Source organism: Photobacterium jeanii (assembly GCF_001650345.1).
Classification (GTDB): Bacteria; Pseudomonadota; Gammaproteobacteria; order Enterobacterales; family Vibrionaceae; genus Photobacterium; species Photobacterium jeanii.
Genome location: NZ_LVHF01000033.1, coordinates 842,785 through 856,590, shown reverse-complemented (window position 1 = coordinate 856,590; position 13,806 = coordinate 842,785). Strand labels below are relative to the sequence as shown.

Annotated in this window: 12 protein-coding genes; 11 read left to right on the top strand and 1 reads right to left on the bottom strand. The window is 41.1% G+C overall.

The window, feature by feature from the left end:
- Nucleotides 1–36: 36 nt before the first annotated feature.
- The 3 genes from A3K86_RS21220 to A3K86_RS21210 all read left to right on the top strand — a co-directional run bounded on the left by A3K86_RS21220 (nucleotide 37) and on the right by A3K86_RS21210 (nucleotide 2,560).
- On the top strand, nucleotides 37–1,467 hold the full coding sequence (locus A3K86_RS21220) for a hypothetical protein (protein WP_068336306.1): 1,431 nt from the start codon (nucleotides 37–39) through the stop codon (nucleotides 1,465–1,467).
- A gap of 207 nt (nucleotides 1,468–1,674) precedes the next feature.
- The gene (locus tag A3K86_RS21215; RefSeq protein ID WP_068336303.1) at nucleotides 1,675–1,872 is read left to right on the top strand and encodes a hypothetical protein; all 198 of its coding nucleotides are present in this window, start codon (nucleotides 1,675–1,677) and stop codon (nucleotides 1,870–1,872) included.
- Between the two features lie 157 nt (nucleotides 1,873–2,029).
- On the top strand, nucleotides 2,030–2,560 hold the full coding sequence (locus A3K86_RS21210) for a DUF4136 domain-containing protein (RefSeq protein ID WP_084406715.1): 531 nt from the start codon (nucleotides 2,030–2,032) through the stop codon (nucleotides 2,558–2,560).
- A 127-nt stretch (nucleotides 2,561–2,687) separates the two neighbouring features.
- Here A3K86_RS21210 and aroG read toward each other — a convergent pair whose 3' ends face one another.
- Nucleotides 2,688–3,740 carry a 3-deoxy-7-phosphoheptulonate synthase AroG gene (gene aroG / locus A3K86_RS21205; RefSeq protein ID WP_068336300.1) on the bottom strand — a complete coding sequence of 351 codons (1,053 nt, stop codon included), beginning with the start codon at nucleotides 3,738–3,740 and terminating at the stop codon, nucleotides 2,688–2,690.
- A gap of 322 nt (nucleotides 3,741–4,062) precedes the next feature.
- On the opposite strand from aroG, the gene A3K86_RS21200 reads away from it, so the two are divergent.
- The 8 genes from A3K86_RS21200 to A3K86_RS21165 all read left to right on the top strand — a co-directional run bounded on the left by A3K86_RS21200 (nucleotide 4,063) and on the right by A3K86_RS21165 (nucleotide 13,803).
- The gene (locus tag A3K86_RS21200) at nucleotides 4,063–4,800 is read left to right on the top strand and encodes an amino acid ABC transporter ATP-binding protein (protein ID WP_068336297.1); all 738 of its coding nucleotides are present in this window, start codon (nucleotides 4,063–4,065) and stop codon (nucleotides 4,798–4,800) included.
- 8 nt (nucleotides 4,801–4,808) lie between these two features.
- Nucleotides 4,809–5,618: an amino acid ABC transporter permease gene (locus tag A3K86_RS21195; RefSeq protein WP_068336294.1), complete on the top strand. Its 810-nt coding sequence runs from the start codon at nucleotides 4,809–4,811 to the stop codon at nucleotides 5,616–5,618.
- Between the two features lie 58 nt (nucleotides 5,619–5,676).
- On the top strand, nucleotides 5,677–6,489 hold the full coding sequence (locus A3K86_RS21190; RefSeq protein WP_068336291.1) for a transporter substrate-binding domain-containing protein: 813 nt from the start codon (nucleotides 5,677–5,679) through the stop codon (nucleotides 6,487–6,489).
- A 26-nt stretch (nucleotides 6,490–6,515) separates the two neighbouring features.
- Nucleotides 6,516–7,406, top strand: a complete 891-nt coding sequence (locus tag A3K86_RS21185; RefSeq protein ID WP_068337147.1) for an amino acid ABC transporter permease — start codon at nucleotides 6,516–6,518, stop codon at nucleotides 7,404–7,406.
- 353 nt (nucleotides 7,407–7,759) lie between these two features.
- Complete coding sequence (gene katE2 / locus A3K86_RS21180; protein WP_068336286.1) at nucleotides 7,760–9,211, top strand: catalase KatE2; 1,452 nt, start codon at nucleotides 7,760–7,762, stop codon at nucleotides 9,209–9,211.
- A 430-nt stretch (nucleotides 9,212–9,641) separates the two neighbouring features.
- Nucleotides 9,642–11,057: a hypothetical protein gene (locus A3K86_RS21175; protein ID WP_068336282.1), complete on the top strand. Its 1,416-nt coding sequence runs from the start codon at nucleotides 9,642–9,644 to the stop codon at nucleotides 11,055–11,057.
- A 93-nt stretch (nucleotides 11,058–11,150) separates the two neighbouring features.
- Nucleotides 11,151–12,188, top strand: a complete 1,038-nt coding sequence (locus A3K86_RS21170; RefSeq protein ID WP_068336280.1) for a helix-turn-helix domain-containing protein — start codon at nucleotides 11,151–11,153, stop codon at nucleotides 12,186–12,188.
- A 199-nt stretch (nucleotides 12,189–12,387) separates the two neighbouring features.
- A complete protein-coding gene (locus A3K86_RS21165) occupies nucleotides 12,388–13,803 on the top strand; it encodes a hypothetical protein (RefSeq protein ID WP_068336277.1) in 1,416 nt (471 codons plus the stop codon).
- Nucleotides 13,804–13,806: the final 3 nt, after the last annotated feature.

Below are 13,806 nucleotides of genomic sequence, written 5' to 3'. Positions count from 1 at the left end.
AAACTGCTCTCACTCTAATGATTTTATGTAATCATCATGCTAAAAAAATGTTTACGGCAATTAGGGATTATTGCGGCGGTTAGTAGCCTCGTCGCTTGTCAGGCAGACAACAAACTCGATCTTGAGTCACTCCAAGTGGCGAAAGTGAACAAATTTAATGCATCCTCATTCGGGTATGTGATCACCGAGCAGGAAAACCCATTGGCGATCCCTGAGATCTTCCATGATTTTCATCAGCTCGCCTCTTCGCTGATCGACCAACACTGGTTAGCGAATCCTAAATTTATTGAACAAGCGAATAGCCTGAAAATCTTGTTTCAGTCCACTGAGCTAAGCGAAGCTCAGGTGTTTATTGATGCTCTTGATGAAACAACGTCTCAGTACGCGTCCAATATCGCCAAGGTCAACGCGATCGCGCAAGCCAAGCAACTCAAGATCAATGAGCAAGTGGCATATTACTCTGAGAGTATTGACCAGCTTGAGCGCCAGATCCGTATTCTGAAAACACCACAAGATGAATACGAGCAAGAGATCACAGCGCTTTCAGACGCTATCCAAACGGAGAGAAAACGCTTTACCAAGCTACGCAATGCTTTCCAATCCGCGTTTAGAGAACTTGATTCGGATGACCACCCAATGGCGTATGACATTCGATTCAGCTACATTCAGCAACCTCGTGCGATGTGCAGCCGATTTGATGAAATGCGAGAACTTATCACACCGTTCAGCGATGGCTGTGCCTACGTAAACCGTGAAGAGTTGCTGCAAGAGATCCCAGCCGCTTATCATTCACAGGCTGAAAAGTTGATCGATCACTATGCGCCGCAGCTTTGGAATTCGCTAATTAAGCTAAGCGGTTTTTTTGATACGACTTACAACACGCAGTTTTTCCCCAATAACCTTCGTGAGCTATACACCAAGGCAAAGTTGGAGCTGCGCGAAAAGCAGTCTCTCTCAGAGCAAGCGACAATTCACTCGATTGAAGACTATGAATTCCGCTTAGCAAAACTGAAAGAACAACGGTTACGTCAACTTCCTTACGGCTTAATTGATGAAAATTTACGAATTAATACTGCCAGCCGCAGTTTCATCAATTATTTCGAGCGTTTTGCTAAACAAAATGAATACTCAATTTATGAGCCAACGATTCATTTTAAACAGCTCATTGATGATGAAGTTGCCGTGAAGAACTTCACTCAGGCTTATGCTAAACAAGCGCTTAGTAATTACCCTATGAGTCTAAAGTTCCGTGTTTCAGGGCGTGGTTACTACAACATTCCTGAGCAAGACAAAGCTCAGGGACTGGTGTTTGACTTTACTCATTCACACCGTCATTTATTGCTCGACGGCAATCAGCGCGGTTTACCTCGAATCATTAATTGCGAGACACCAAACATACACAATGTTGATGGTGTTTCATTGGTCGAAGAAATTGACCGACGCTTACAGGCATATATTTTAAGCTAACCGCTAACAGCGCTATGTCGGCAAATATTGTTGATGTAGCGCTAAAACCTCTCCTTCTATTTCCCTTCCTAAACGCTTTCAGGATTACCTTACCACTTCAGCTTTCGTCTTAATGATGAGACAATTTTTATCATCTCGTCATCAATACTTTCTTAATACTCTTTTCTTTGATCTTGCATCGCCACTATCGCTGTATAGGAAAGTCCAATGGAACAAAAAGTCTTAATTGCCGACACTCAAGCGATTTTAGATGCTTTCTTAGATAACGGTCTTCACCGCGACTACACCATCTATTGCCAGTTTCCTCATTGCAGTAAAAACACCCATGAAGATCGCCTGTATGAGGCTCGCTATGTTGAGTTTAATGATGGCTACTGCTGTAGCCGAAACTGGAAAGACAGATAAATACTCAAGTGAGTCGCCACCTCTCCCACCACACGTAAAACTGACGAGTGCTATACTGAATCTAATCGCACCTGTTAATTTAAGATACTGATATTCAACACTGCACGACAAATAATGCAGCTAAATCAGGCAATGCTCATTTACGCGAGGTGGTAACGTGAAGCTTCTGCAACCTAGCTTTATTTCAGCTCTATTATTCGGCGGCTTAGTGGCTTGTAGTGCCGATGTTTCAACTGACTACGATAAACAAGCAAATTACAACCAGTTCAAAACCTACCAATACGCAGCCGTTGGCGATAAAGACTCCACCACTCTTGATGGCGCTCGCGTTGAAAATGCCATTAACCGCGAGCTCAGTGCAAAAGGAATGCGCTTAACCGTTGATTCAACTTCCGACATCACGGTTCGCCACGCGATCGAAAGCCAATCCGATTACCAATCATCAGGAACCAGTTTTGGCTTTGGTTATGGCTTTAGTAATGTCGGAGTTGGGGTCAGCACACCGACACGTTACCGTGAATATAAGTACGGTAAATTAATTGTAGAAATGATCGAAAATGACAATAAGCAGGTGGTGTGGCGCTCTGTTTCACAACGCAAGCTAAAAGAAACCATGTCTCCGGATGAACGTGAAAAGTTTATCGATGAGCAAATTACAGAAATGTTTAAGAACTACCCTCCTCAATAGATGCACGCAATAATAGCCACCCACGAAAGTAGGTTGCTAAACGCTGAAATATCAACGCCCAGCTAAAAAGCTGGGCGTTGATATTTCAATCTGGCTTAAAGCACTGAATTCATGCTTTCCAGGTAATTTAAGCGTGACGACGTTTATCTACATCTGCTGCTAGTTGACGAAGAACAGTTTCTGTATCTTCCCAACCAATACAAGCATCTGTCACACTCTGACCGTAAGTCCCTTTTTCACCTTCCGCAAGATCTTGACGACCTTCGACCAAGTGACTTTCGATCATCACGCCAAAGATAGCTTTATTACCTTTAGCAATTTGTGAACCCACATCTTCTGAAACCACAAGCTGACGCTTAAATTGCTTCAAGCTATTCGCATGACTGAAATCAATCATCACTTTCTGGCGGTGACCAGCTTTCTCAAGCTGTTCTGTAATTTCGTTAACGTGCGATTCGCTGTAATTTGGCTCTTTACCACCACGCAAAATAATGTGGCAATCTTCGTTACCAGCTGTCGACACAATCGCTGAGTGGCCATACTTGGTAACAGACAAAAAGTGGTGTGGTGCACTTGCAGAACCAATAGCATCGGTCGCAATCTTAATATTACCGTCGGTGCCGTTTTTGAAACCAACCGGACAAGACAAACCAGAAGCTAACTCACGGTGCACCTGAGATTCCGTAGTACGAGCACCAATCGCACCCCAGCTAATTAAATCACCCATGTATTGGGGTGTGATCATATCGAGGAATTCGCCTGCTGTTGGCATACCCATATCAGTAAGATCGAGCAGTAACTTACGACCGAGGCGCAAACCGTCATTGAGTTTAAAACTCCCGTCCATGTATGGGTCGTTGATTAAGCCTTTCCAACCCACAGTGGTACGTGGTTTTTCAAAATATACGCGCATCACGATTTCAAGCTTATCTTTTAACTCTTCACGTAATGCTTTTAATTTGGTGCCGTACTCAATTGCCGCTTCAGTGTCATGAATCGAACAAGGTCCCACCACGACCAACAAGCGGTCATCGTTATCATTCAGGATATTGTGGATGGCTTTACGGGCTTGGTATACGGTTTCAGATGCCGTTTCGGTCGCTGGGAATTTTTCCAGCACGGCAACAGGTGGTAATAGTTCTTTTACTTCGCGAATGCGAACGTCATCAGTCTTATGCATTGGTTACTTCCCGTGTTACAGCATTAGCATCTCTTCAAAGAATATCTCTTCTTATTAAGGCCAAAAGAGTGCTTTTATATTCATCCAGTATTTCTGAGCCTGTTGATTTAACTTATCGCCTCATGACTGATTGTCAAATAGTAATTGAAAGATAATTACAGTTTGCATTTTAGAACCCTACTGGTCATACCAATTTCACATAAATGATAAATACTGCGCTCAGTTGCACTTTTCTTAGCCATTTAGGGCGTCAATCTTTGAAAAACTGACCTCAAAGCAATAACATGACCAAAACAATTTTAAAATAAATTAAGGACTTCGGTTGGCTCAACACCCTTTAATTGCTTTTCAGCAAGTAGACAAATGGTATGGCAACTTCCATGCTTTGAAGTCTATCGACTTAACCATTCAGCGCGGTGAGCGTTTAGTTATCTGTGGTCCTTCTGGCTCGGGGAAATCCACACTTATTCGCTGTATCAATGGATTAGAAAACTACGATACAGGCGCAATCGAAGTCGCAGGAAAACGGCTTGATAAGCAACATTTGCAAACCATTCGCGGCAAAGTCGGTATGGTTTTCCAACACTTCAACCTTTTCCCTCACCTAACGGTACTTGAGAACTTAACCCTTGCGCCTAAACGTGTTTTGAAACTTTCTGACACTGATGCTAAGGCGTTAGCTTTGGAATATTTAGAACGAGTACACATTGCCCATCAAGCCGACAAATACCCAGCTCAACTTTCTGGTGGCCAACAACAACGTGTCGCTATCGCTCGCTCACTATGCATGAAGCCCGACATTTTGCTGTTTGATGAGCCGACATCGGCACTGGATCCTGAAATGATCCGCGAAGTGCTAGATGTTATGAAAGAACTCGCCAACGAGGGGATCACTATGGTGTGTGTCACCCATGAAATGGGCTTTGCACGTCAAGTGGCTGATCGTGTGGTATTCATGGATGAAGGGGAAATTGTCGAAGTTGCTCCACCTGCTCAGCTATTCGATAACCCTCAGCATAGCCGTACACAGCAATTCCTCGAACAAATCTTGAGTTACTAATCGCGCGTATGAAAAATTTCACATCAACGGGCTTTCGTATCTTAAAACCTGTGTTATCAGGTGCATTACAAATCGCTGTTGTTGCCATTGCGCTTTTCTGGCTACTAAACAGCGGTGCTGAAGCCATGAACTACCGCTGGCAATGGTATCGCATTTCTCAATACCTATGGTTTGTCGAAGACGGCGAATGGTTCCCTGCAGAATTGCTAGAAGGCCTAATCGTTACTCTTCAAATCTCAGCTGTTAGCCTCGTCTTTACCCTGCTCATTGGCCTTACAACCGCCCTACTTCGGCTTTCTAACTCTATCGTCGGACGAGGTTTGGGGCGCGGTTATATCGAACTGATCCGAAACACTCCGCTGCTAGTGCAAATCTACCTGCTGTATTTCGTCTTTGGTCCTGTACTGGGCTTAGAGCGATTCACTACCGCCGTACTAGCACTGTCACTATTTCAAGGCGCATACACTGCTGAAATTTTCCGAGCAGGCTTAACCAGCATTGCACGAGGGCAATTTGAAGCCAGCCAAAGTCTTGGACTATCAACTCAAGACAGTTATCGCTTTGTCATTTTGCCACAAGTAATCCGCCGAATTTTGCCACCGCTCACAAACGAAGCGGTCTCTTTAGTGAAAAACTCTTCTATTGTCAGTGTGATGGCTATTTTTGATTTAACGACTGAAGGACGAAATATTGTCGCAGATACAGCAATGCCTTTTGAGGTTTGGTTTACCGTGGCAGGCATTTACCTTTGCATCACACTGCTGTTATCAGGGTTCGCCGCTTGGCTAGGTCACAGGCTCAACGTACCTAGTCATTAATTTTAATGTTTCAAAGCAATATCAGAATGAAAGTTTTTTACAAATGGAGAAAGGATTCATGAAAAAGTTACTCGCGACTTTTGTCGCTGTTATCACCTTGCTCTTTGCCAGCATGCCGAGTTTAGCCGCTGACAAAACCGCTTTAGTCGAAATCAAAGAGCGTGGCACGCTACGTGTTGGTCTTTCAACGTTTGTGCCTTGGGCGATGCGTAACAAACAAGGCGAGCTTATCGGCTTTGAAGTTGATGTCGCACGTCGTCTTGCCGAAGATGCAGGATTAAAAGTGGAGTTTATTCCAACAGCATGGGATGGCATTATTCCAGCACTTCTTGCGGGTAAATTTGATGTCATCATCGGCGGTTTATCGATCACGCCTCAACGTAACATGAGCGTGCTATTTACCTCTCCTTATGCTCACTCAGGCGTGCAGCTTGCTGCAAATAAAACCACGGCTGGTGACAAAACAGCGGTTACCGATTTCAATAAGCGCAGCGTAACCCTTGCTGTTCGTCGTGGTGCCTTCACTGCACAAACTGCAAAGAAATACTTCCCGAAAGCCAAGCTACGTCAATTCGACGATGAAGCACAAGCCTTCCAAGAAGTGTTAAATGGCAATGCACATGCAGTACTCGCATCTTCACCAAAACCAGAACAAATGGCTATTCAGTACAATGAAAAGCTCTACATTCCACTCACTGAACGTTTAGATCGCGGTTCAGAAGCATTCGCCATTCGTCACGGTGAATTCGATCTTCTTAATTTCTTCAACAACTGGATCCTACTTCGTACCGAAGATGGCTGGCTGAAAGAACGTCACGACTACTGGTTCACTACCCTTGATTGGCAAAATGATGTTGCCGAAGGACAATAATCTTGGCATCAACTGACACATCTATCATGCAGGCACCTAAAGTGCCTGCATGGAAAAAACTCAATACCTTAGACTTCATTCTATTGGCTATCATAGCGACTTTCGTTGCTTGGCTCGGTTATCGTTCTTCAGTCGGTATCCATTACCAATGGAATTGGTCGCGGGCTTTCGAGCTTATTTTTACCTCAGGCAAAGCAGGTGAACTACCCTACTTTTTCCAAGGTTTAATTGCCACACTCAGATTAAGCCTGTGGGGGATCTTATTTGCTGGCACCCTTGGACTAGTGTTGGGCTTAGCGAGACGCTCATCCATCACCCTACTTCGTTTACCAGCCCAGGCATATATTCAACTAGTTAGAAACATTCCACCTTTGGTGTTTGTGTTTATCTTCTACTTTTTCGTTTCAAGCCAATTAGTCCCTGCGCTAGGCCTTGCCGATACACTTCGTCATCACCAAGGTGAAGCCAATGCCTTACAAGCGTTCTTGTTTGGCCCTGCGGCACTATGGGAAAACTTATTCTCAGGTGTGTTGTGTGTAGGGTTAATTTCTGCGTCTTACATAGCGGAAATAGTTCGCTCTGGTATCGATAATATCGCTAAAGGACAATGGGAAGCCGCTAACTCTTTAGGGCTTTCAAGCTGGGATCGTTTTCGCTATGTGATTTTCCCGCAAGCCTTAGCCGGAATAGTGCCACCTCTGGCGGGTCAGTTTATCTCTCTAGTAAAAGATTCTTCGATTATCTCTTTGATTTCAATTCAAGAGCTGACCTTTGTTGGCAGCGAAATCGCTAACTCATCGGGGCTTATCTTTGAAATCTGGTTACTGGTTGGTGCTGGGTATTTAATCCTATGTTTAGGGCTATCACTACTTTTCTCTCGTTTAGAAAAACGTAGCCAGCGCCACACGGTCCGCTAGCTGACTCTCTAAAAGCACTGTTCTCAACAACCTTCAACAAATAGGAAAGCGTACTGATTTTTATGCTTTCCTATTTCCTAACTTTCACCACCGCTTTTGCCATACCTCTTCTTTCATCTTTTCCCACATAATTAAAACAAGCACAATCCCACATTCAAATCACATAGCAAAATTCACTCGTCACTTGATAAACAAAAGCTATCGATAGAATAAAAACAAACGATTAAAACTATTGATAAATGCCACCTATACTCATTTGGAAGACTTGAAGTGACATGCCTCATATCACGATCAGTGCGATTCATTTTTGTCACATAAATCAAGCCATTACCTACATCATAGGAAGGAATATCATGAGTAAAAAATTAACCACGGCAGCGGGTTGTCCTGTTGCTCATAACCAAAACGTGCAAACGGCGGGCAAACGCGGCCCTCAATTACTGCAAGACGTTTGGTTTTTAGAAAAACTGGCTCACTTCGACCGTGAGGTCATCCCAGAACGCCGTATGCACGCCAAAGGCTCTGGTGCTTATGGTACCTTCACGGTCACCCACGACATTACTAAATATACCCGTGCGAAAATCTTCTCTGAGATTGGTAAAAAGACCGAACTATTTACTCGTTTCACCACAGTTGCCGGTGAACGTGGTGCAGCCGATGCAGAGCGTGATATTCGTGGATTCGCAATTAAGTTCTACACCGAGGAAGGTAACTGGGATTTAGTGGGTAACAATACCCCGGTATTTTTCTTACGTGATCCGCTTAAATTCCCTGATTTAAACCATGCGGTAAAACGCGACCCGCGTACGAACATGCGCAGCGCAACAAACAACTGGGACTTTTGGACCTCACTACCTGAAGCCTTACACCAAGTTACCATTGTGATGAGTGATCGTGGTATACCTGCGACTTACCGCCATATGCATGGCTTTGGTAGCCATACCTTTAGCTTCATCAACAAAGATAATGAGCGTTACTGGGTTAAATTCCACATTAAGTCACAACAAGGGATCAAAAACCTAACCGACGAAGAAGCCGAAAAGCTTATTGGTCAAGACCGCGAAAGTCACCAACGCGACTTGCTAGAAAGCATTGATAACAAAGATTTCCCTAAATGGACTTTCTATGTACAGATCATGCCAGAAGACGACGCAAGCAAAGTCCCTTACAACCCGTTTGACCTAACTAAGATTTGGCCACACGAAGACTACCCTCTGATTGAAGTGGGTGAACTTGAGCTAAACCGTAACCCTGAGAACTTTTTCGCTGAGGTGGAACAATCGGCATTTAACCCAGCAAGCGTGGTGCCAGGGATCAGCTTCTCACCAGATAAAATGCTACAAGGTCGTTTATTCTCTTACGGTGATGCACAGCGCTATCGCTTAGGTGTTAACCATCATAGTATTCCGGTTAATGCACCACGATGCCCTGTTCACAGCTACCACCGTGATGGTGCAATGCGTGTAGATGGTAACCACGGTAGCACCATCGGATACGAACCAAATCACCAAGGCGAATGGGCAGAACAACCGGACTTTTCTGAGCCGCCATTAAGCTTGGAAGGCGCAGCAGCGCATTGGGATCACCGTGAAGATGATGACTATTTCAGCCAACCGGGCGATCTATTCCGCTTGATGAATACCGAGCAACAACAGGCATTGTTTGATAACACTGCACGAAGCTTACATGGCGTGCCTGAATTTATTCAGATCCGTCACCTAAAACACTGCTTCAAAGCTGATCCTGCTTATGCTGCAGGTATTGCTAAACTGCTTGAGATTGATGACAGCAAATACCAAAACTAACCTTGTGGCTATGCACGAGAGCCCATACAACAACTAGCTTAAGGCTACCTTCGGGTAGCCTTTTTTTGATCATAGCCAGCCCCCCCTTAAGACATTTACTGCTTTCAATAAGTAGCTGATTTTTATGGCCTCGTACTGCAAACCGATCGCAATAGATACAAGAAAAACCTACTTATCCACTATCCCACCAGAATAGAAAACCGCATTTGTGGCACAAAATGACAGGATATTAATAAATTTATACATAAAATGACCAGCTTCTTGATACACCAATCACAACAACTTCAATCAGGTTATACAGCCTGAATAATAAATAAAACAATAACTTGGGTGTCGTAATAGTTTTAAAAGCAACAGTGTTTATCTGGGGGAATTATTACTAATGACATCTTTTAATGATTTTGAAGTAAATTAAGAAGGTTTAAGCTAAGTGAAAAATCTAAATGCATGCATTTTATCAACAATAATCTCTACCGCGCTTATTGGCTGTGGCGGCGGAGATGATGGTAATAGTTCAAGCTCGCTAACTGATGACACCCAAAAAGTCACCTATGAAAATGCAAATCTTGTGGAGGCATTTTTAAATGCTAACGTTGACTACTCAGCGACTTATAAAACAAAAGGATACGCGAGTAAATTAACCAATTACTATGATAAAGATGGTAATGTCGTTGATTTTAAGATCCCAACCAACACCGTTGCTAAATATAATTGTAGTGCTAAACCACTCGACCTGAACAACCGTGACATCAACTACAACGGCGCTAGCTTCAACATTATCCCTCTGAGTAATTCACTTCGCTTGGTGAACTTTGACTCGTTGCCACAGTCTTTTGTCAATGCTAGCTTTGGGAAAAAGGCCTGTTTTTACAGTAACTTTTCATATTCAAAACAATATATTATTGATAATTCAAATCAACACATTGCAACACTTGGTGAAGATGAAAAAGTCGTTGAATTAGCCAATTTCATTAAGCTTTCAACAGCTAATCGCCTACTAAATGATGAGTCTTTAACCAACATTAAAGATACGAAATTACTGGTTAAGCCTTACGACTCATCCACTTTCAATTATGCTAGTCACGAGTACATTGTTAGCAAAAGCGGCGAAGTAAAAACTTATAACAACAATACTGCCCAATTTGATTTGCTAACAGGAACAAAGGGCAAAGACTGGCAATACTTCAGTGATAAGTTCATCATGTCTAAACCACATGGTGGTACAGTCACTGTCTATGATGTTGCATTGAAACAAGCAGTCTCAGCGGCTTCAATCGATGTAATGCAAAACCTTGATACAAATATCAAAAATGTGGAAAGCGCTACCCTCAGCTACGGAATATGGCCAAGTATTGATACTGCCGATAACAGCAAGTACGGCATTCCATTCAAAATCGTGTCTGAAAACTACGGTAATGACAAAAGCTTGTACCTTTGGGAAAATAACAAATGGGTGAAGTCGAACAACTTTACAACCCAGATGTGGTACAAGCTCTTTAAAGCCGCATTAAAAGATACTGCGTCAATCGCAAAAAACGATGATAACAACGTATATATCAACCCCAAAGACAACCGTTACTTTGCTGCAAAAAATATTTCAAACAGCGGTTTCGACCTCGTAGCTGGTAAAATGCTAAGCACAACTGTAAATCCGGTGACTATTTCTGATTTTTCAGATCACTTTGTAGGGCTACAAGTTATTAATGGTAAGGTCATAGTAGAAACGTCGGACCAGGTATTAAACAATGAGCATAAATCGTTTTATATTATTGATAATAATAAGAAAATGATTATTGGTAATACAGGTGAAAATATTACTACGGTATATTCCTCATCACATAACTAACACCTGTAACTACATAGCCCGAGATTTTACTCGGGCTAACTCATATCTGTGACAAAAATAGGGTATCATAGTCAATCCGAGTGAAACTATTTTGTGATTGACAAAACATTAAAAATAAAGAACTCATCACTTATAATTAAAATGACAATGAAAAAATCACTTCCGACGCTTCCATTACACAACTCTTTGTCTTTATTGCCATTTATCAATTATTACAAAAACTCAGGCTATAACACTAACGAACTATTTAATGAGTTCAAATTAACGCACTACCATATTCATTCAAAAAGCTATATCCCCACCTATCTCATTTATAAAATAATCACAGATATAGCCAATAGAATGCAGGTCAATAACATTGGCATAAAAGCAACAGTGAGTGATGATTACTCACATATACATCCTAATCTCACGCAATGTTTAAATGAATCTGAAAGTTTTTTTGACTTTTTCTTTTATGTGACCACAAATCAATATTTACTTGGTTCACATCGTAACATCTGGGTTGAACATAAAAAAGATTGCTTCTATATTTGCCATCAAACATCAGCATTTAAAGACACGCTTGCTTCATCTCAAGGAGAGTATCACCGAACAATTATTCTGTTAAATGTGCTTCGCCGCTTTCTAGGTGAAAATTGGAAACCTGATAGTTTGTATTTATCATCAAGTATGACTCCTCCTCATTCAATGGTTGCAATGACTAACAATGGCACTATTTTTACAGAACATGAATTAGGTCGTATACCTATCAAGATGAATATTGATTCGATTGCAGAGAAATTCACTGTCGGGAAAATCACACCAACAATCAATACAGATTCACTAGACAGGCTAAAAGTTGCCATTAATACTTTTATTGAACATGAGGACTTGAGCCTTACTTTTATCTCTGAAGTTTTTGGTAGTTCAAAAAGAAACATTCAAAGGATATTAAAAGACCACGGCACTAGCTTTCAAAGAGTAATTCAAGAACAAAAAAATGAACATGCTATTAAATTACTCAGCAAGGATTATAGTATTATTGATATTGCGCAAAAACTTGGCTATAACGATCCATCAAACTTCACTCGAGCATTTAAAACCTATACAGGTATCTCTCCCTCTTTATTTCGTCAACAGAAAAGGTAAAAACCGCCAGTAACAAGCACACTTCATGTCTATTTAGGCAAATTAAGAGAACTTCACAGAAGTTAACATGACTAGTTAACATCCAAAATCATAGACTATCACAAGAAATTTTTTACATTGTGGGGGGCTGTTGAGGGTTAAATACAGCCTCCCACTTTGTTTTTAAAAACATACATTTAGTGATAAAAAGGTTTTGACAGTGAAGAACTTTAAATTAAGCGTATTACCAGTAGCAGCTGCAATTGCACTGGTTGGTTGTGGTGGCGGCGACGCCGAAAGCAGCTTTGACGAACAGAAAGTTACCTACGATGTTGAAAATATAGTTGAATCTTTCTTGGGTAAAAATATTGACTATGCTACAAAATTCAAAACGGGTGATTCAGATGCTGAGCTTGTTAAATATTATGACAAGAACGGTAATGTTGTAGACTTTAAATTCCCAACCAACACTACAGCTAAATTCGGTTGTAAAGCAGACCCGATTTCATTAGACAACAAGAAGTTTTATGGCTTTCATAGCAACCCATACTTTAATATTAAGCCATTAACTAACGGACAAAAACTTGTTGTTCTTTCATCATTTCCAACAGAGTTTACTAATAAATACATTGGTAATGTGACGTGTAGCTATGATAATTATAGTTTCAACAAGAAATACATTATTGGTAGTTCCAATCAGAAAATCATAGAACTAAAAGAAGGTGACAAGGTCATTCCTAAAACTAATTTTATGAAACTCTCTGTTATAAATAGACTCTATAATGTTAAAGACAGTGCTTTCAATAAAAACACGCAAGAGAATACAGTCACGCTTAAACCATATGCAGATACTATAATAAACCAAGCTAGTCATGAATTTATCGTTAATGAAAATGGTGAAGTAAAAACATACGACATTACAAACCAACAATATATCACACTCCCTGATACGAAAGGTACTGAATGGTTATTCTTCAGTAATGATTACCTTGTATCAAAAGAATATGGCGGAAAAGCTTTTGTTTATGACATCAAAAACAAGCAGCGCTTAACTAACCAATACATTAATGTATTGCAAAACAAAGGAACCGACTTGTTAAGTTCTAATGGAGTAACCATTAGTTATGGCTTAATTCCGTTATATGAATTCACTTCATCTAACCACTACTTTGTTCCTTTTAAATATGTTACTAAGAACGGCAATAGTTCTCCCTACATATACGTTCTTATTAATGGAAAATGGGTAGAGAAATTTAATCCTAACGATGATAGCTACAAAAGCTTCATTGGTTATTTAGACTTAATAACCCGTTTAAACAACGATGATAATTCTGCATTTATAGAATTAACAAAAAATCTGGATTACAATTACATTTCCGCAAAGGAAATAAAATATAACTCTGGCTTTGAACTACTTCATAAAGGTAATGAAACCAGTCAGCATATGGTTATCAAAGATTTCCCAAACAACTTGGTAAATGCTTTAAAAATCAATAATAAAGTCGTTATTGAAACAGCAAAAGATGATATTGTTGAAAAAGAACGCAAGTTCTATTTCGTATACAAAGATGATAAAAACATCATTGGCGCAGCAAACGAAAAGCTAATTAGCGTTGAAGCATCTGCAAGCAACTAACCA

What these genes read in the sequence shown, in the direction of transcription:
- A3K86_RS21220 (WP_068336306.1), top strand. Translation starts at nt 37, where the DNA reads ATGCTAAAAAAATGTTTACGGCAATTAGGGATTATTGCGGCGGTTAGT.
- A3K86_RS21215 (WP_068336303.1), top strand. Translation starts at nt 1,675, where the DNA reads ATGGAACAAAAAGTCTTAATTGCCGACACTCAAGCGATTTTAGATGCT.
- aroG (WP_068336300.1), bottom strand. Translation starts at nt 3,740, where the DNA reads ATGCATAAGACTGATGACGTTCGCATTCGCGAAGTAAAAGAACTATTA.
- A3K86_RS21195 (WP_068336294.1), top strand. Translation starts at nt 4,809, where the DNA reads ATGAAAAATTTCACATCAACGGGCTTTCGTATCTTAAAACCTGTGTTA.
- A3K86_RS21190 (WP_068336291.1), top strand. Translation starts at nt 5,677, where the DNA reads ATGAAAAAGTTACTCGCGACTTTTGTCGCTGTTATCACCTTGCTCTTT.
- A3K86_RS21185 (WP_068337147.1), top strand. Translation starts at nt 6,516, where the DNA reads ATGCAGGCACCTAAAGTGCCTGCATGGAAAAAACTCAATACCTTAGAC.
- katE2 (WP_068336286.1), top strand. Translation starts at nt 7,760, where the DNA reads ATGAGTAAAAAATTAACCACGGCAGCGGGTTGTCCTGTTGCTCATAAC.